Raw genomic sequence first — 18,772 nt, forward strand, 5'->3', positions numbered from 1 at the left:
GGTCCTCGGAAATGCACAGTACGACGCAACAAAGCTGACGGCCCCAGGAAGGCCGTCAGCTGCCTTCGGTCAGGTTCTGGTCCGCACGCCGCTTGAGCGCCTGCTTGCTACGGTCGTGAGGATGGCTGCAACGATGATCACTGCTCCAGTAGAGGCCTGCACATAGAAACTTGGGACCTGCGCCAGGGTGAGGAGGTTGTTGATCACGCCGATAAGCAAGACTCCGCTTACGACGCCGATGATCGTTCCACGACCGCCACCGAGGCTCACGCCGCCGATAACGGCTGCGGCAAATGCCGAGAAGATGATCCCCTGTCCTTGTGTTGTCACTGCGGAGTCGAGGCGACCGGTCATCAGTACGCCTGCCAGTCCAGCGAGCAAAGCCGCGAAAACGAACGCGGACCAGATCACCTTGTCAACGTTGATGCCAGCAGCGCGAGCTGCATCTTCGTTGCCTCCGACGGCATAAAGAGCTCGGCCGTAACGGTGATAGTGGAAGACGAGTCCGACAACGACCGCAACAATCAGGAACACGAATACCGAGACCGGGATGCCCAGGATGTTAGAGGAGCCGAGATAAGTCAGGGCCTTGCCTGGAGAATAGATCGAACGGCCACTAGAGACGATGAGGATGCCGCCTCGAAGAAGAACAAGAAGCCCGAGGGTTGAGATGAAGGGGTTCAATCCCACTCTAACGACCATGAAGCCGTTGAAGTAGCCGATGAGAGCGGCAGTGCCCATTGCAACGATCAGGCCGGTCCAAGCCGGCAGTTCGATGCCGAAGCCACCGGCTGACGCAGACACAATCGAACAGGCAGCAAACATCGGCGCGAACCCGACGATGCCTTCGAGCGATAGATCAAGACGTCCGATCAGGACGACGAAGGTCAGTCCGATGGTCGTGAGTCCGAGAACACTGACCTGATCAAGAATATTGATGAGGTTGGTTGTCGTAGCGAAACGTGGTGCGATGATCGCGCCAACGATAACCAAGATCAGAAGAACTGGGTACATCGTGAACCCCTCGGCCACGAAGGCACTTCCGAAGGCCGACATACGCGACTGGCCGGGGTTCCGCTTTTCAGGTTTTGAAATGCTGGTCATTTCGACGCTCATATCACGCCCTCCATTCGCAAGATTAGGTCTTTCATGGTGTATTCGCCGACAAGCTCGTCTGCGAGCCGGCCTTCGACAACGATCACGACGCGGTTCGCAAGCTGTACGATTTCGTCTTCTTCGTCGGAGACTACGACGACACCTAAGCCTTCACTGGCGAGACGTCGAAGCAATCCATAAAGTTGTTCCTTGGCACCCACGTCGACGCCCCGGGTTGGGCTCAGCGCGACAACGACTTCAGGGCCGCGGCAAAGCGCGCGCGCGAAAACCACCTTCTGTTGATTTCCTCCGCTAAGCTGGCCAACGGCTTGTTCGAGCGAAGAAGCGATGACGTTCGTCTGTCGGGCAAGCCGACCGACATGGTCCGCTTCCTTCTTCTTGCTGATGAAACCAAATCGATCCGACAAAACATCCAGTCCGCCGATGCTGACATTCTCACGAACTCCGAGCATCCCTACATATCCGCTCGCATGTCGATCGGTGGGGACCAGTCCGATAGTCGGCAGTGCGCCCCGGGGGCTGATGATTTCTCCCTTAGCCGGGTTCTGTTGCCCGGCAAGGATCATCGCGAGTGATTCCTTCCCACCACCTACGGGGCCCGCCAACGCGACAATCTCGCCTGGACGAACCTGGAAATTGATGTCGTGCTCCGAGAATTCGTCGATGCGAATGCCCTTGGCTTGAAGCAGTGCCGGGGCTTGATAGTCAGTGTGGTCTTCTCGCTCGCTCCGGACAGTCTTTTCGCCCATCATAAGGTCGGCGATAATCTCGACATCGAGACCACCAACGGGCTCGCGTGACTTCACAACCTTACCGTCACGCAAGATGGTGACGGTGTCGGCGACCTCGAATATTTCGTCCAGATGGTGAGAAATGTAGATGAAAGAGACCCCTGCCGCCTTCAGCGTTCTGACCTGATCGAACAGGATCATCTTCTCTGCATGGCTCAGCGCGGCCGTAGGTTCGTCGAGAATCATGACCGGAACGCCTCGGCTAAGGGCCTTCATAATTTCGAGCAGCTGCCGCGTACCAGCGCCGAGCTCTCCGGCGAGCGCCGTGGGGCGAATATCCATATTCCATTTGCCGAGGAGATCGTTCGTTTTTTCCAGCATGCGTCCGCGGCTAACAACTCCATAGCTGTTTTGAACGGCGGGATTTTCGAGAAACAGATTCTCGGATACGGTCAGGAGGTTGAACAACTGCGGCGTCTGCTGAACATGCGCGATGTCGTTGCGAATGGCCGCCGCGTAGGACTTGCCATTTGCTTCGACTTCCGTGTTGGAAATCCGGATCGACCCTGTGTCGGCCGGGGTGTATCCGCTCATGGTCGAGACGAGCGTACTCTTTCCAGCGCCGTTTCGACCGAGGAGGGCGTGGACCTCACCTGGCATAAGGGTGAAGTCCACACCGTTCAGCGCGCGCGTGGAACCAAAGGTCTTGGAGATGTTTCGCATCTCCACGATGGGTCGCTGATTTTCCATGATCTCTGGAGCCACAACGCGTTCCTTTCGATTTACTTGCCGACCTTGTTTGCCCAGAGATCGGGCGAGTCGACGTTTTCGGCAGTTACGAGGGTGGCGTTCAGCTGGTACTGCGGCCCAACCGGGGTGTCGATGACTTGGCCGTCGGATGTCGGTCCGACTTCGATCTTGCCGCCCTTGGAGACGAGGTCGATAAGTTCGGCCGTTTTGCTCGCGTATGCGCTAAGGGGCTGCGAGACGGTGGCATCCAACGCCTTGTCGCGGATCAGCTGCAGGCCTTGCGGTGTGCCGTCGATCGCGATGCGGATGACGGATTCCGGATCACCAACTGGAGCGCCTTTGCCGGCCGCGCTCAGCTGAGCATTGACCGCAGTCGCCATCAGCTCCGAAGCCTCAAAAATCCCATTGAGGGTAGGGGTTTGGGTCAGCACGTTCTGTGCCGCGTCGGCAGCCATGTCCGCCGTCCATTCCGTTGGACGTTGGATTACTTTCACCTTGGGAGCGAGTTCTTTCATCGTGTTCGCGAAGCCGCTCGAGCGGTCCAGGCCGTTCGGGGAGGTGAGGGCACCCTGAAGTTCAAGGACGGTGCAGCTGTCGTCCTTCCAGCACGCCTTCCCTTCGAGGCGCTTAACCATTTCCTTGGCACCCTGAGCGCCGGCATTGACGTTATCGGCGCGAACGGTCGCTGTCACTTTTCCGCCAGCGGGAGCATCATCGATCGAGAACACGAGGACGTTGGAGTCATTCGCCTTCTTGACCGCCGGAACTATGCCTGCGGAGTCGAGCGGAGCAAATACAATAACGTTTGCGCCGTTGGCCATTAGGTTCTGCAGCGCGTCAACCTGTGCGGCGATGTCGCCGTTCGGGTCGGGAGCGCCGACCAACGTGAAGCCTCTGGCCGCATATTCCTTCTTCGAGGAAGCGAGCAGGAGCGTCATGAAATCGTCTTTGAGAAACTTCGGCGTATAGCCGATGCGGATGTCCGGCTTGCTGTCTGCTGCCATACCGCTACCAGCTGTCAAAGCCACCAGCATCGCGCCAGCAACTATAGCACTGGTCGCCTTGCCACGGGTCAGAATACGTGTCGTGAAATTCATGTCATCCTCCACTTGGTTAAGTTCGACGTCCTGCCTGAGGCAGGACGCACCTCCTCTGTCCCTCTGTCGTCCAACAGAAGGGTCCGATCTTGCGAAATGAGACGAAGATCATTTGCGAAGTCGTCAGTCGCAAATTTCACGGCGGTGACCGTCTTACCGACACCGCATCATTTATCTGGGGCTCCTCCCCAGAGCCCGCCGTCCTCTCAGCGGGCTCAAACGTCGTGAATGCTAGGCCTTGATTTCAGAAACCTTGACCAGGCGGCCTTCCTTCAGAGAGAGGTAGGCTGCCTCTGCCAACACCAGCGCTTTGCGTCCGTCGTCGAAGCTGGCGAGAGGAACTGCGCCTTTCTCGACGCAGTCTACAAAGCCATCGATTTCGGCCATAAAAGCCTCCAGGTAACGCTCCAGGAAGAAGAACTGATACGGTTGGCTTGCCTCGACCGCAGAGTTGGTAAACCGCCGCAGCTCGTGGGGTTTGCGGTTGTCCGAGATGAGCATCCCTGTGCTTCCCATCAACTCCACTCTTTGATCATATCCGTAAACGGCCGTCCGGGAGTTGTTGATATGGCATTGTTTCCCCGACGCGGTGCGTAGGATGATCATCGCGGTGTCGACTTCCTTGAGCTCGGCACCGAGGGCCGGGTCAATCAGGGCGTTCGCAACTGCAAATACCTCTGTCGGCTCCTCGCCCAGCATGAAGCGTGCGAGATCGAAGTCGTGGATGGTCATGTCACGAAACAAGCCGCCGGCTGCTTCGAGATAGGCGCGCGGTGGGATTGCCGGATCGCGTGAGGTGATAATGACTTGATGGAGATCACCGATCTCGCCGGCCAACATTGCTGCACGGGCCGCGCTGTGGCCAGGATCATAACGACGATTGAAGCCGAGCTGGATCGGGATCGTTGTGTCACCGATCTTCTTTGCGCACGCATTGACGCGAGCGAGGCTCAGATCGATTGGTTTTTCACAGAGGACCGCCTTTCCGGAAGCAATCGCCATCTCGATGTAATCGGCGTGCGTTGGTGTCGCCGTGGCGATCAGAACCGCGTCCACCTTGTCAGATGAGAAAATTTCCTCGGCACTCGCGGCGGCTTTGACGCCTTGTGCCTCAGCGACCTTTTCAGCTGCCGGGCGATGCACGTCATAGACAGCCACCAACTCCGCACGCGGGTGCCGAGCGACATTGGCAGCATGCATTTGTCCTATGCGACCGCAACCGAGAACAGCAATACGCAACATGGTAATCCTCCCAATAAAATTATGACGCAATGTCTGCATCAATTTATGCATCCTCGGCGCAAAACATGTTGCAATGACGCATGCTTGTCAATACAAATTCCGATACCAAGCAATATGCAACGTTTATTGCATACACGGAGAGGAGGCTTTGGATGAACAGAGTTGATGGGAAGATAGCTGTCGTAACCGGCGGTACACAGGGATTGGGCGCTGCCATAGCAATGCAACTGGCGGAAGCTGGGGCTGCAGGTGTCGTGACGTGCGGACGAAATCGTGAAAAAGGGGACGCCGTTGCCAAAGCTGTCAAGGCAAAAACGGGGTGCGGCGTCCGTTTCGTTCAAGCAGATTTGGAAAGTGTCGCCGACTGCAGAGCAGTTTTCGATGCTGCTGACGAGGCATTTGGTCGAGTTGACATCCTGGTGAATGCCGCTGGGCTAACGGATAGGGGCGACATCCTCACCACCGACGAGCAGCTCTTCGATAGGATGTTCGCGGTGAACGCCCGCGCACCGTTCTTTCTGATGCAGGAGGCGATCCGGCGTATGGTTCGGGACAACATCGAAGGTGCGATCGTCAATATCGGGTCGACCTCTGCTCTCGCCGGGCAACCTTTCATATCGCCTTATTGCGCCTCCAAGGCTGCGCTCGCCACCTTCACACGTAACACCGCGTTTGCCGCCATGCGAAACAAAATTCGCGTGAACCAGCTCAACATCGGCTGGATGGCATCTGATGGCGAAGACAGAATCCAGCGTGAATATCACGGAGCCGATGAAAATTGGTTGGAGAAGGCTGCAGCTGAACAACCGTTCGGTCGTTTGCTGGCCCCTCAGGAGGTTGCTAAGGCGGTTACATTCTTGGCATCGGAGGATTCCGGACTCATGACTGGTTCCGTGATTAACTTCGATCAGTCAGTTTGGGGTGCGTACCAGTTTTCGCCGCCGACGCCCATGTCGAAGCTCGAGCTCTAAAGTCATCAGAAGATGGCGCAGTTGTAGCGCGTGAAGACCTGGCTCTGCGTGATCCGGTTGACTGGTTGAACGCCTTGCTGTGCCATCCTTATGCACTCAACAGCGAGCGCGATCTCGCGCTCGAAATCATGGCCGATCGTAATATCCATTATGCCCCGTTCAAGCAGGGAACGGGAATTGTTATTCAATTCGTGTCCGATAAAGATAGTCGAGTGGCTGATATTGGCTTCTTCAAGCGCTCTGCCCACGCCAAGGTTGGCCCCTGATACATTATAGATTGCAGCAGGAGCCCCGTTCCTTTCTATGTAGCGCATGACCGCCTCGTGGACGACGTCTGCGCTCTCATTGGAACTCACCTTTTCGTCGATGGAAAGGTGTGGAAACTCTGATCTTAGGACGTTCCTGAAGCCCTGTTCGCGATCTTGATGGCAACGGAAGGGTACACTGTATACGAAAAGAACTTGTCCGGTTTCTACAGCCGGAAGCATTCGGCCGCATAGCCAACCGGCCGTAGCGCCGGAGACATATTGATCCGATCCAACGTACGCGGTCCTTCCTGAGGTCGGCAAATCGGTGGTGAGGCAGATCACCGGTGTTCCTTTGGCCATAACGGACCTAACTGCGTCGTTAATTGCCGGATGCTCTCGTGCAACAAGGATTACTCCGTCAGCAGTGGAGGCGGCTAGTTCGATCCGGCTGGCAAATTCGATTGGGTCTACCGTGAATGAAACATATACGTCTGCCTCGATATCAACAGTCGGGTTATGATTGGAGTATTGGCTGGCGGCGTTTGCAGCAGCGTCAATGAACGAACGCCCGGAATCGGCGAGAAGTTTGATTCGAGTTTGTTTGAAAGGGGGGGCTAACGAGGACGGTAGCCTCGCCATTGAACGTCCCTTTTCTCTGAACGTATTCGAAACGTGCTGTTGGAGCACGCTCTGGAACTCTCGATATCCAGTGAAACCTAAGCTTTGAACTAAACGCACAACGCTTGAAGCGTTGACGCTACACCTTCTGGCAACCTCGGAACTCGAGAGCATTGCAATTGCATCGAGATTCTCAATGAAAAAGGCTGCCAAGCGTCGTCCGCCTCTCCCAAGGTCGGGCTGCGCCGCGGCGAGTGTCTCGAGCAGCTCCTGCGTATCGCGCGGCTTAGATAGTTTTATGTCCATGACAACTCCTCAAACTCACCATAGCTCACAATTGCATTTACGCAATGATCATTGCGTAACTCCAGTTTCGCGGCCTCACTCGTCGCAGAGGCGAGGCTTTACTCTGGCCGCATCGAACGTTGCTTCGATCGGAGAAATACAATAAATATTCTAACCAGCTGTGATCGAGCGACCTCACCCGATACGTCTCGCGCCCGTGGCGCTAGAGATGAGCTTGATGAATACCACCTCAGAGCCACCGTCGATTCTTCTTGACATGCAATAGTTATTGCTTATCTCTTCCTGTTACATTTTTTATTGCGGACCCGGAATATGGAGTGGCCGGGGTTCGCAAGGAGGAGCGAGAAGCTTGCGCGACGGCTGCAGTCTGTTCGATGGCGCTTGGTCCCGGAAATCCACGGAAGGCTAGCGCGCATTGGACGGTCCTCGTCGCGTGCACGCTCTTAAAATCAAGGTGAACGACATGCGCACTATCAAGGGTCCCGCAGTTTTCCTCGCTCAATTTGCAGGAGACGAAGCTCCGTTCAACAACCTCAAGGGTCTGGCAGGATGGGCCGCCGACAAGGGCTTCAAGGGCGTTCAGATTCCGACTTGGGACACCCGGGTCATTGATCTCGAGCTTGCCGCCGAGAGCCAAGATTACGTGGATGAATTCAAGGGAACCTTGGCCGAACATGGCCTCGAGGTCACCGATCTCGCGAGCCATCTCCAGGGCCAGCTCGTCGCGCTACATCCGTCGTTCAACCTGCCGGCAGATTCATTCGCGCCGAAAAAGGTCCACCGTAACGCGAAGGCTCGCCAGGAATGGGCCGTAAACCAGCTTCTTTGCGCTGCCAAGGCATCGAGGCGGTTCGGTATCGATCGCCACACCACATTCAGTGGCACGCTCCTGTGGCCATACTTCTATCCCTATCCGCAGTGGCCGGATGGCCTGATTTCCGACGGCTTCGACGAGCTCGCTCGCCGCTGGCGGCCGATTCTCGATGCGTTCGACCGCGAGGGCGTCGACGTCTGCTATGAAATCCATCCGACGGAGGACTTGCACGACGGCTTGACGTTCGAGATGTTCCTGGAGCGGGTCGACAACCACCCACGCTGCAACATCATGTACGACCCGAGCCACCTCGTGCTTCAGTCGATCGATTACCTCACATACATCGACCACTACCACCAGCGGATCAAGACGTTCCACGTCAAGGACGCAGAGTTCCGCCCGACGGGCAAGACCGGTGCGTACGGCGGATATCAGCCCTGGATCAGCAGAGCTGGCCGTTTCCGCTCGCCGGGCGATGGTCAGGTCGACTTCGGCGCGATCTTCTCGAAGCTCTCCGGCTACGATTTCGATGGCTGGGCGGTCCTCGAATGGGAGTGCTGCCTCAAGAACTCGGAAGACGGCGCTGCCGAAGGCGCTCGGTTCATCAGCGACCACATCATTCGCGTCTCGGAACGCGCCTTCGACGACTTCGTCAAGTCGGGCGCTGACCGTGCGGTAAACAACGAAATTCTGGGAATTGAAGGGTAATTCGGTGAGCAGCTCGTCTCTTTCTAAACGTAGATTGCGGCTTGGAATGGTCGGTGGCGGTCTCGGTGCGTACATCGGGGGCATCCATCGCTACGCCGCTCGGCTCGACAATCAATTCGAGCTGGTCGCCGGTGCCTTCGACGTAGACGCCGCGCGCGGCCATGCGTTTGCAGCGGACAACTTCATCGAGGCTGACCGTTCTTACGATTGCTTCCAGTCCATGGTGGAGGGCGAGCGCAACCGACCTGATCGTATCGACGCCGTTGCAATCTGCACGCCGAACCACACACACTTTCCGATCGCGAAGGCATTCATCGAAGCCGGAATCGAGGTCATCTGCGAAAAGCCGATGACGACCACGATCGAAGACGCGATTGCATTGCACGACCTGGCCAAAGAGACCGGGCGTTTCGTCGGTATCACCTATACCTACAGCGGGTACCCGATGATCCACGAGGCGCGGGCGATGGTTTCTCGCGGCGACCTCGGCAAGATCAGGGTGGTCCAGGTGGAATATCCGCTCGAATGGATGGCGACCGGGATCGAACTGCAGGGCAACCAGCAGGCGGCATGGCGCACCGATCCCAAGAAGAACGGTCGCGGCGGTTCGATCGGTGACATCGGCACGCATGCGTATCATCTGGCCGGGTTCGTGACGGGCTTGAAAGCCGAAGCGATTGCGGCCGATCTCGCTACCTTCGTAGAAGGCCGAGCATTGGACGACAACGCTCACGTCATGATCCGCTACGAGGGCGGCGCGCGGGGCCTGCTTTGGTCGTCGCAGGTCGCGATCGGACAATCGAACGGTCTTCGCCTTCGTGTGTTCGGCGAGAAAGGCAGCCTCGTCTGGCATCAGGAGTCACCGAACGAACTCGTCTTCACGGAATTGTTCGGCGTTCCAAAGGTTATCAAGCGGGGCCGTGACGACCTGAGCCTGGAGACACGGGCGCGCACGCGCACACCGCCAGGACACCCGGAAGGCTATATCGAGGCTTTCTCCAATCTCTACCAGGGTTTCGCGGAATCGATCCGGGCGAAAGCCGACGGTCGCGAACCCAATGCGACGGGCGCAAATGTCCCGACATCGTATGACGGTTTGAAAGGCGTGGCGTTCGTCGACGCCGTCGTCGATAGCCATGAACAGGGCGGCGGCTGGCTCAAGCCGAAGTTCGCCTGACATGAAATGACCTGGAAGCCGAACTTGACGGGAGCGGGTTCGGCGACGGGCTAAGGCATCCATAACAAAACACACCGCAGCCGGGCGGTGGAACCAGCGGAATTACCATCTGCCGGATTGGATAACTGTTGCCGGTTTTCAAGCGGTCGCCGAGGGGCCCCGCGTCACTGTGGAGGAGAAGAAAATGAAACTGAAGAAGTTGATGCTCAGCGCCGCATTCGTTGCCATGACGTCGGCCGCAGCCCATGCCGAGACGATCGGCGTCGCCATGTCGCTCTTCGACGACAACTGGCTGACTGGCCTCCGTCATTCGATGGAAGACCATGCAAAGGGCCTCAAGGACGTCACGGTGAACACTGAAGACGGCCAGGGCGATATCGCGAAGCAGCAGAGCCAAGTCGACAACTTCATCGCGGCAGGTGTCGATGGGATCGTCATCATGCTCGTTGACGCGGATGCAGGCGTTGCCATTTCCAAGCGTGCGGCAGAGGCTGGCATTCCGATCGTCTTCGTCAACAACGCCCCTTCAAACGTCGACAGCCTTCCGGACAAGCAGGCTTTCGTCGGCTCCAACGAAGAGCAGGCAGGCACTCTCGAAACCCAGACCGTCTGCAAGATGCTCGGCGGCAAGGGCAAAGCTGTGATCATCCAGGGCCAGCTCGGTACGACGGGCCAGCGCGGCCGCACCAAGGCAACCCACGATGTTCTCGCGTCGACTGAATGCAAGGGTATCGAAGTGATCGAAGAGCAGACCGCGAACTGGATGCGGACGCCTGCGCTCGACCTCGTTACCAACTGGCTCTCCGCTGGACGCGAGTTCGACGCCGTAATTGCCAACAACGACGAAATGGCCCTCGGCGCGATCCAGGCTCTCAAGGCAGCTGGCAAGCCGATGGACAAGGTCGTCGTGGGCGGCGTTGATGCGACTGCGGATGCCCTCGCGGCAATGCAGGCCGGCGATCTCGACGTCACCGTGTTCCAGAACGCGAAGGGTCAGGGCGTAGGCGCTATCGACACAGTCCTCAAGCTGGCGCGCGGCGAAAAGGTCGAAAAGAAGACCTACATCCCGTTCGAACTCGTCACCAAGGACAACCTCGCTCAGTACACGGCGAAGAACTAACGGCACCTGGGGCGCGGTGCCAAACCGCGCCCCAATTGTCTAAATGGGAGGCGAGTTATGACTTCGATCAGTCCATCTACGATGGCCGCGGTTCGCCGCAGTGGTGCCGTCCCCAACTCCGAATACCTTCTTGCGGTGGAAGGCATCAGGAAGGAGTTTCCTGGGGTATTGGCTCTCGACGATGTCTCGTTCCGCCTCAAGCGGGGCACCGTCCATGCCCTTATGGGCGAAAATGGAGCCGGCAAGAGTACCTTGATGAAGATACTGGCCGGCATCTATACGCCTGACCAGGGCGACGTCACGTTGCGTGGCGTGCCCATCAGACTGCAGTCTCCGCTTGATGCGCTCGAGAACGGGATCGCAATGATCCATCAGGAACTGAACCTGATGCCGTTCATGACGGTTGCGGAGAATATCTGGATTCGTCGCGAGCCGCTCAACCGGCTCGGCTTCGTGAACCACGGTGAGATGCGTCGAATGACCGAGGAGCTCTTTAAGCGCCTGAGAATCGACATCGACCCGGAGATCGAGGTGCGGCATCTATCCGTGGCGAGCAGGCAGATGGTCGAGATCGCCAAGGCGGTTTCGTATGAATCCGACGTTCTCATCATGGACGAGCCGACTTCCGCGCTGACGGAAACCGAGGTTGGGCATCTCTTTCAGATCATCCGTGACCTGCGTTCGCATGGGATCGGGATCGTCTACATCACACACAAGATGAACGAACTGTTCGAAATCGCCGACGAGTTCTCTGTTTTCCGCGATGGCCGCTACATCGGCACCCACGCGGCGTCCGACGTCACCCGCGACGACATCATCAAGATGATGGTCGGGCGCGAGATCACCCAGATGTTCCCCAAGGAGGAGGTCGCGATCGGCGACGTCGCCCTTTCAGTCAAGAACTTGACTTTGAACGGCGTCTTCGAGAACGTTTCTTTCGACGTGCGGGCGGGTGAAATCCTGGGAGTCGCGGGTCTCGTTGGATCGGGACGTTCGAATGTCGCCGAGACGATCTTCGGCGTCACCCCTGCGAGTTCCGGCACGATCGACCTTTACGGCAAGCGGGTGGACATCAAGTCGCCGGCAATCGCTATTCAAAACCACATGGCGTTCCTGACCGAAGATCGGAAGGACACTGGGTGTCTTCTGATCCTGGATATCCTGCAGAACATGCAGGTTGCCGTACTGCACGACAGGTTCGTCAAAGGCGGGTTTGTGCAGGAGAGCGCCGTGGAGGATGCTTGTGAGGCGATGGCAAAGCGCCTTCGGGTGAAGACGCCAGGCCTCTACGAGCGCATTGAAAACCTGTCCGGTGGCAATCAGCAGAAGGTCCTCATCGGGAGATGGCTGCTCACCAATCCGCGGATTCTCATCCTTGATGAACCGACGCGTGGGATCGACGTCGGCGCAAAGGCCGAAATCCACCGGATCGTCACCGAATTCGCGAAGGCGGGCGTCGCCGTACTGATGATTTCATCGGAGATGCCCGAGGTTCTCGGCATGAGCGACCGCGTCATGGTCATGCACGAGGGCAAAGTAACTGGCTTCTTGGATCGTAGCGAGGCCACACAAGTCAAGGTCATGGAACTCGCATCCCGCTGAAGCCGGATCGGAGGAGATTTAAAATGGAAAGCAAAGCCCTAGCCGAAACGGCAACCCAAGATCACTCTCCAAGGCGTAAGCGCAGGCTTCCGACGGAACTGAGCATTTTCCTGGTGCTTGTCGGTATCGCACTCGTCTATGAAATCCTGGGATGGATTTTCGTCCACCAGAGCTTCTTGATGAACTCGCAGCGCCTGACGATCATGGTTCTCCAAGTTTCCGTGATCGGTATCATTGCCGTCGGCGTCACGCAGGTCATCATCACCGGTGGCATCGATCTTTCCTCTGGATCGGTCGTCGGCATGACCGCGATGGTCGCGGCGGGTTTTGCTCAGTCCTCAACGTGGACCAGGGCGATTTACCCGGATTTGACCGATCTGCCGGCCATCATTCCGATTGCAACGGGTATAGTGATCGGCGTGGCCGCTGGCTTGGTCAACGGCTGGCTGATCGCCTACACGAAAATCCCTCCGTTCATTGCGACGCTCGGGATGATGGTCTCCGCCAGAGGCATCTCGAAGTGGTACACGAAAGGTCAACCCGTCTCCGGACTGACTGACCAGTTCAACTTCATCGGTAGCGGTGCATGGCCGGTTATCGTGTTCCTCGTTGTCGCCCTGATCTTTCACATCGCGCTCCGCTACACCCGCTACGGCAAGTTCACCTATGCGATCGGGGCTAACCCGCAGGCGGCGCGTGTTTCCGGTATCAACATCGAAGCGCACCTCATCAAGGTCTATGCGATCGCTGGTGCGTTGGCTGGGTTGGCGGGCATCGTAACAGCCGCTCGTGCGCAGACCGCCCAGTCCGGCATGGGCGTGATGTACGAACTCGATGCCATCGCTGCGGCGGTCATCGGCGGCACGTCGCTCGCTGGTGGCGTGGGACGGATCACCGGTACCGTCATCGGAACGATCATTCTCGGCGTGATGTCGTCCGGGTTCACCTTCCTTCGTGTGGATGCATACTACCAAGAGATCATCAAAGGCGCGATCATCGTGGCGGCTGTCGTGGCCGACGTGTACAGGCAGAAGCGCAAGAAGGTCTGATTGCCGAACGATTTTGGCTTGATCAACCCTGCGGTCAAGCCCGCAATGAACGCCGGCTAAGCCGGCGTTCGACTTATTGGCTCCCTTGCACGGATACACGATGCGGACGTTCTGCCGGGATCGAATGAGTGCCGTCGACGCTCCTACTTCTCTCCTCGCACAGGGTTTACGGGTTCAGTCATGATCGAACACACCCCATTTATAATCGCAATCGCGGCGATTGCTGCCTTTGTCGTCGGTCTGTCGAAAGGAGGGCTACCCTCGGTCGGGACGTTGTCAGTGCCATTGCTGGCAACTGTCATTTCTCCGGTAACTGCGGCTGCACTCCTGTTGCCGATATTCGTCGCCAGCGACATGGTAGGTCTGTACCTTTATCGGCACAGCTATTCGCGTCGAAACCTATTGATACTCACCCCTGCATCTCTGGTCGGCGTGGCGGTCGGATGGGGGTTCAGCGCTTATTTGTCGAGCTTGTTCATTGGCATGCTGGTGGGGCTTGTCGGTGTGTTGTTCTGTTTGAACGCATGGTTTGGCCGTCGCTACCGTGCGAGCCGGGGCGAGGCAGATGCCAGGGTCGCGCCAGGGACGTTCTGGGGCATCCTAACGGGGCTCACTAGCTTCGTTTCGCATTCGGGCGCGCCGCCTTTCCAGATGTACGTCCTTCCTCAAAACCTGGAGAAGATGAAGTTCGCGGGCACGGCGACGATCTTGTTTGCCATCGTCAACGCGGCAAAGATCATTCCGTACTGGGAGCTTCACCAATTCGCCAACTTCGATACCAAGCTGGTTCTTTGGCTCGCGCCCGCGGCAATCGTCGGGACGGTCGTCGGGAAGAGGCTGACGCAGATGTTGCCAGATGGTGTGTTTTTCAGGATCATTGAAATCACGCTGCTGATCCTTTCCCTCAAGCTCATCCTCGACTACTTAGGAGCGGCCTTGTCTGGATAAGCAAGATTGCTCACGTCGCGCCTTGCATTCGGTTGCCGGTTGCTCGATCGCAGGGTCCTATATTATCGAGAGGGACAAGTGGACCCGATATATCATGCCGAGCATTCGATATTTCCGGTTGCAGGGAATCATCCTCTTCGCCTTAATCCCCTAATTGCTGGGGGAGCCTCATGTTTCGTGATGACACCGTATTCGTAGTTGGTGCTGGAGCCAGTGCAGAGTTCGACATGCCCGTCGGCTCGCAGCTCATGGAGACTATCTCTCAAAACTGTCTCTACCGCTTCGACCATGGTGGTTTGAAAGAGGGTGTCGTCCAGATTTACGAGGTGATCGCCAGAGGCATTAATATGAGCCAACAAGGTGACGTCGATCTCCTGAATGAAAAGCTTTCTGTAATGCGTAAAATCTCGGAGACGATCGACATGGCGGAGAGCATCGACGAGTACATTTTTCGACATTCTGACGATGCCCGGATCGCAGAGCTGGGCAAATTGCAGATCGCTTACGCCATTGCCGCGGCAGAAAAGAGTAGCCTCCTCCGCCACGAGCAATTCAATGCAGCCGCTGGCTTCAAAACTGCAAATAAATCGTGGATCAGCACTTTTGCCAAGGCGCTTTTCAACGGCGTGAAGGCAAGCGAAGTTCATGAGATTGGCAGAAACATTACGATCATTTGCTTCAACTACGACCGATGCCTCGAGCACTACCTCGAAACGGCGATCGTGCACGCTTATCCTGCTGTCGGTCGGGAAATGGCACGGCAGATCGTCGATGAGATGAATATCATTCACCCCTACGGTTCGCTTGGTCCCCTAAGCCTATTTCCGTATGGCGACACAGACAACCTCTCCCAAATGGCCGAGAATATACAGACTTGGTCTGAAACGGTACGAGACCCGAAGTTGGTCGAGCGAATGCACTATGCGATCAGCCGCGCGAGTCAGGTTGTTTTTCTCGGCTTCGCCTTCGCCAAACAAAACATGGACTTGTTGGATGCCCACGTGACTGAGTGGATAGTTAATCCCGTTAAATCTTACGCAACCGGATACGGCTTGCACGAAGTTGCTGACCGGGCCTACCGCGAGAATATCATGCTGCTTTATCGCCCTCGCTTCGACGCAGAAGATATCGATAGTGTTCGGATACAGTGGGGCGCTAAATGCAACGAGTTCATCGAGATGAACAGGTACAATCTCATGCAGTAGGTCTCTGCGCCTCCGCTCGGCGAATGACGCGACTACGGAATTCCACAGGCTTGAAAATGCGGCAGGAGGCGGTTCACGGACGGCCTGAAGCTAGCCTCGATGGCTCATCGTTTTGCCACAGATCGACGCAACCCTAACTGTCAGAGTTCCAAAAGGGCGCATATCTCGGCACCTCCATAGACAGCGGCTGGAAACCAGGACATGCGGATGGGCGCGGCTACCGGCGGGTCAGCTTCCCGGTCACGTGGATCGCTCCACCCTGCGCTGACCACGCGTCGTACGAGAGGGTATTGTCGTTCACCTTTGTCAGGACGACGGTCACGGTCTCTTCTTCGTCAACATGTTGGTACGTCATGCGGTTGCCCGAAATTGCCCCATCAATCCGTTGCGGACCTCCGACGCTGGACTGTGATGACCCGCTCCCATGGGTGCCATTCACAGAGATATCCAAAGTGACAGGGCCGCGCGCTATGCCCCAGCCAATCGAACCCGTCCACGTTCCTTGGAAATATCGCGCTCCGACGCTGTCGGCGGTTCCGTCCCCACCCGGTCTCTTCCCCGTGGCGTCGTTCGATGCGTAGTTCGTGCATTTCTTGACCTGCAACGATTTCTTGGTGATTGGCTGCGTCCCAAACAGGCTCTCGTCTTCGGTGTTGCCGCTCTTGATGACGGTTGTCTGCGGGGTGCTGTCGAGGAAATACTCGACCTTCGAGCAGGAAGATGCCGAGGTTTTCACCGTCACTTCGGCGGAATAGCTTCCTTTCGATCCCGAGGTGCTGTCGATCGATATCGTTGCACGGCATGATCCCACGGGCTTATCGAAATTGCACTCCGCGAAGGCGACCGCCGGCGAAAGCGCTACCGCAAGGGCAAATATCAGTTGTCGCATCTGTTCTCCCCGAAACCTGTCTCGGCGATCTATAACACGCAGATTGTGCGCCGAAATCCTCCAACGGGGTGAGGTTTGCACGACCGTTAGACTGCGACCGTGGACAACATCAGTTTCATTAAAGCGTTCAATTTCGCGGTATCTGAAACCGAGAGCTTTCGTTAAGCTCAACCGACGGACGATCATTTACCACAGCTAGACGTTCCGGGAATGAACTGCATCTCGTGGTACGTCGGGCAAATTCACCGGATGACCCCATCGCATGCCGCCTGACACTGCGGGAATTGGATAGGAGGCAATGTTTGCATGTCGCCACACTCATTGACAAAAAAGGCAGACAAGTTCCGATCACCTTAGGTGCACGGCTTTACCGAAACGGGTTCGCAACTATGCACGACGGATTTCAAAGACGTATCGAAAGTAAAGTGGCGCGAGGTATCATCGGGAAAGCATCTGTGGCGGGATATATTTAGTTTTTGCGGTTATAGGCTTGGCCTCGTTTTACGTGTCGGAGCCGCTGCATGCTGAAATTTATATTTTCCCCTTTTGCGCCCCTGTTCGTGTGGATTTGGAGGCCGATCAAGAGGATCGTTTCTGGGGACCACTTCGATAGGCACATGTTACTACTTGCCAATGTCCTTAGTTTAGGAGCTGCAATAGCTGCTGCACTGTCCGCTTACTACACAAGTCAACAGGGCGATCTGGCTATACGTGCTGTAAATCTGCAATCGAGGAATGAGGCGTTTTCTGAATTCATAAAGTCTCAGGAGGTGTTGTGCGCCACAAGTTTGACACCACGAGATCAGAACGATTTTGCCGGACGTGCAGATGATGGTTGGGTTCTCGACGCGTTTTACGACGACGCAGAACGCGACCGCAAAAAATTCGACGTGGAAAGCTTTCTGTCGCGTAGGGAACAAAATCTTGCAGAGCGCGACAAGAAATATTTGCTGCTCCGCATCTGGCTCACCAGAGATGAGGACGATCAGATGTCCCAAGAGACCATGACTGATATGGGCACTGATGCTTACCGGGAAGCAATCACCACTTCCAAAGCGCCTGCTGAAATCGAGGTGCTGAAGAGAAACTTCGCATGTAAGAAGTGGCTGTATGCCTTCGTTGACTATTACACCCGTGGTGACCCGAGTCTTGAGATAAGAGATTTCCTGCACAGTGACCGGCTTCTTGTCCGCCCAAACTCTTCGACGAACCTCACACTTCACGAAATGCTGAAGAATTGGGGATACGAAGATATCGAGCCTTCAGTGCTGAGATACAACGCGCAAACGCAGTGATCAGCGCTCTGGCCCCCGATGACGCACGGCAACGGGCCTTGTCTTCTCATTGCGTAGTTCGCGTATAGCCGACGAAAGCGACAACATGAACATCGTGAGGCGGTTCCTTCGACCGTTTGCGGACAGCATTCAACCGAATACGCACTGATACAGGACATTAGGCAACTGCATCCATCACCGGTTCGATTTTCAGCAGGTCCTCCGGCAGCGGCCTTTGCAAGGCCTTTGCTTCGTCCCACGGAGCGGTGAGCCAAGTCTCGACCTCGTCCTTTGTCGTCAGGATAACTGGCATGGCCTTTTGATGGATCGGCGCGACGAGGCCGTTGGGCTCGGTCGTCAGGAAGGCAAACAGGTCGATGGTGACGAGACCGTCCTTGACCTTGCGCACGCTGGTCCAATCCTTGACCCAGAGCCCGGCAAAGAACATGAGCGGGTCGTCGCCCGTGCTAGTGAACCAGGCATTCGGCGTGCGGCCGCCTTCGACCTTGCTGGCCGGATCGGGTTCAGCGAAGCGGGTGAACGGGACCACACAACGGTTCTGTACGCCAAGCCATCGCTTCCAATGTTGGCTGGACGTGTTCCGGATGTTGGTGGTGCCGCCATCGGGTTCCATCTTCAGGAGTTCGTTGAAATCAAACTCCTTGCCCTTTGCGCGAAGCTTGTCGGCCCGCTTACTGGCGGCATCGAGCAACGCCTTGCTGGAGGAGGGCATGCCCCAGCGGACCATCGTCAGTTCGCGGCGATCTTTGTGGTTGCGGACGATCGGCGCGAAACGGTCCGGATAGACATCGATGGATTCTTCCATGTTGCCGATATGGTCGTGGGTGATCGACACGAACGACCGGATCGCCTGCTGATTGGTCGTGACGTTGTAGGCATTGCACAT

16 protein-coding genes are annotated in these 18,772 nt (G+C 56.7%); 9 read left to right on the forward strand and 7 right to left on the reverse strand.

Features of this window, described 5'->3' with window-relative positions:
• Window positions 1-69: 69 nt before the first annotated feature.
• From ACODTZ_RS22605 to iolG, 4 genes are all read right to left on the reverse strand, one after another.
• Entirely contained in the window at window positions 70-1,116 is a 1,047-nt protein-coding gene (locus ACODTZ_RS22605; protein WP_489028218.1) for an ABC transporter permease, read from the reverse strand.
• Window positions 1,113-2,612 (reverse strand): sugar ABC transporter ATP-binding protein, encoded by a 1,500-nt coding sequence (locus tag ACODTZ_RS22610; RefSeq protein WP_489028220.1) that lies wholly within the window; start codon window positions 2,610-2,612, stop codon window positions 1,113-1,115. The genes ACODTZ_RS22605 and ACODTZ_RS22610 overlap by 4 nt, the downstream gene beginning before the upstream one ends.
• 17 nt (window positions 2,613-2,629) lie before the next feature.
• A complete protein-coding gene (locus ACODTZ_RS22615; RefSeq protein ID WP_489028222.1) occupies window positions 2,630-3,694 on the reverse strand; it encodes a sugar ABC transporter substrate-binding protein in 1,065 nt (354 codons plus the stop codon).
• Between the two features lie 231 nt (window positions 3,695-3,925).
• The gene (iolG, locus tag ACODTZ_RS22620; protein WP_489028457.1) at window positions 3,926-4,975 is read right to left on the reverse strand and encodes an inositol 2-dehydrogenase; all 1,050 of its coding nucleotides are present in this window, start codon (window positions 4,973-4,975) and stop codon (window positions 3,926-3,928) included.
• 113 nt (window positions 4,976-5,088) lie between these two features.
• On the opposite strand from iolG, the gene ACODTZ_RS22625 reads away from it, so the two are divergent.
• Window positions 5,089-5,907: an SDR family oxidoreductase gene (locus ACODTZ_RS22625; protein ID WP_489028224.1), complete on the forward strand. Its 819-nt coding sequence runs from the start codon at window positions 5,089-5,091 to the stop codon at window positions 5,905-5,907.
• Between the two features lie 5 nt (window positions 5,908-5,912).
• Here the strand turns inward: ACODTZ_RS22625 and ACODTZ_RS22630 are convergent, their stop codons facing one another.
• Complete coding sequence (locus ACODTZ_RS22630; RefSeq protein WP_489028226.1) at window positions 5,913-7,079, reverse strand: substrate-binding domain-containing protein; 1,167 nt, start codon at window positions 7,077-7,079, stop codon at window positions 5,913-5,915.
• 463 nt (window positions 7,080-7,542) lie between these two features.
• Between ACODTZ_RS22630 and ACODTZ_RS22635 the strand changes: the two genes are divergently transcribed.
• From ACODTZ_RS22635 to ACODTZ_RS22665, 7 genes are all read left to right on the forward strand, one after another.
• Window positions 7,543-8,601 (forward strand): sugar phosphate isomerase/epimerase family protein, encoded by a 1,059-nt coding sequence (locus tag ACODTZ_RS22635; protein WP_489028228.1) that lies wholly within the window; start codon window positions 7,543-7,545, stop codon window positions 8,599-8,601.
• 46 nt (window positions 8,602-8,647) lie between these two features.
• Window positions 8,648-9,778 (forward strand): Gfo/Idh/MocA family protein, encoded by a 1,131-nt coding sequence (locus tag ACODTZ_RS22640; protein ID WP_489028459.1) that lies wholly within the window; start codon window positions 8,648-8,650, stop codon window positions 9,776-9,778.
• 190 nt (window positions 9,779-9,968) lie between these two features.
• Window positions 9,969-10,898 carry a sugar ABC transporter substrate-binding protein gene (locus ACODTZ_RS22645; protein WP_489028461.1) on the forward strand — a complete coding sequence of 310 codons (930 nt, stop codon included), beginning with the start codon at window positions 9,969-9,971 and terminating at the stop codon, window positions 10,896-10,898.
• Window positions 10,899-10,955: 57 nt separating this feature from the next.
• Window positions 10,956-12,500 (forward strand): sugar ABC transporter ATP-binding protein, encoded by a 1,545-nt coding sequence (locus ACODTZ_RS22650; RefSeq protein ID WP_489028230.1) that lies wholly within the window; start codon window positions 10,956-10,958, stop codon window positions 12,498-12,500.
• Window positions 12,501-12,523: 23 nt separating this feature from the next.
• Complete coding sequence (locus ACODTZ_RS22655) at window positions 12,524-13,549, forward strand: ABC transporter permease (RefSeq protein ID WP_489028232.1); 1,026 nt, start codon at window positions 12,524-12,526, stop codon at window positions 13,547-13,549.
• Between the two features lie 180 nt (window positions 13,550-13,729).
• A complete protein-coding gene (locus ACODTZ_RS22660; RefSeq protein ID WP_489028234.1) occupies window positions 13,730-14,497 on the forward strand; it encodes a sulfite exporter TauE/SafE family protein in 768 nt (255 codons plus the stop codon).
• Between the two features lie 170 nt (window positions 14,498-14,667).
• Window positions 14,668-15,702, forward strand: a complete 1,035-nt coding sequence (locus tag ACODTZ_RS22665; RefSeq protein ID WP_489028236.1) for a hypothetical protein — start codon at window positions 14,668-14,670, stop codon at window positions 15,700-15,702.
• Between the two features lie 217 nt (window positions 15,703-15,919).
• On the opposite strand, the gene ACODTZ_RS22670 is transcribed toward ACODTZ_RS22665, so the two are convergent.
• Window positions 15,920-16,591: a hypothetical protein gene (locus ACODTZ_RS22670; RefSeq protein ID WP_489028238.1), complete on the reverse strand. Its 672-nt coding sequence runs from the start codon at window positions 16,589-16,591 to the stop codon at window positions 15,920-15,922.
• A gap of 521 nt (window positions 16,592-17,112) precedes the next feature.
• Between ACODTZ_RS22670 and ACODTZ_RS22675 the strand changes: the two genes are divergently transcribed.
• Complete coding sequence (locus ACODTZ_RS22675) at window positions 17,113-17,886, forward strand: hypothetical protein (protein WP_489028240.1); 774 nt, start codon at window positions 17,113-17,115, stop codon at window positions 17,884-17,886.
• Between the two features lie 157 nt (window positions 17,887-18,043).
• Here ACODTZ_RS22675 and ACODTZ_RS22680 read toward each other — a convergent pair whose 3' ends face one another.
• Window positions 18,044-18,772 carry an SOS response-associated peptidase gene (locus tag ACODTZ_RS22680; RefSeq protein WP_489028242.1) on the reverse strand — a complete coding sequence of 243 codons (729 nt, stop codon included), beginning with the start codon at window positions 18,770-18,772 and terminating at the stop codon, window positions 18,044-18,046.

It is taken from the genome of Rhizobium sp. FG113 (assembly GCF_057809895.1).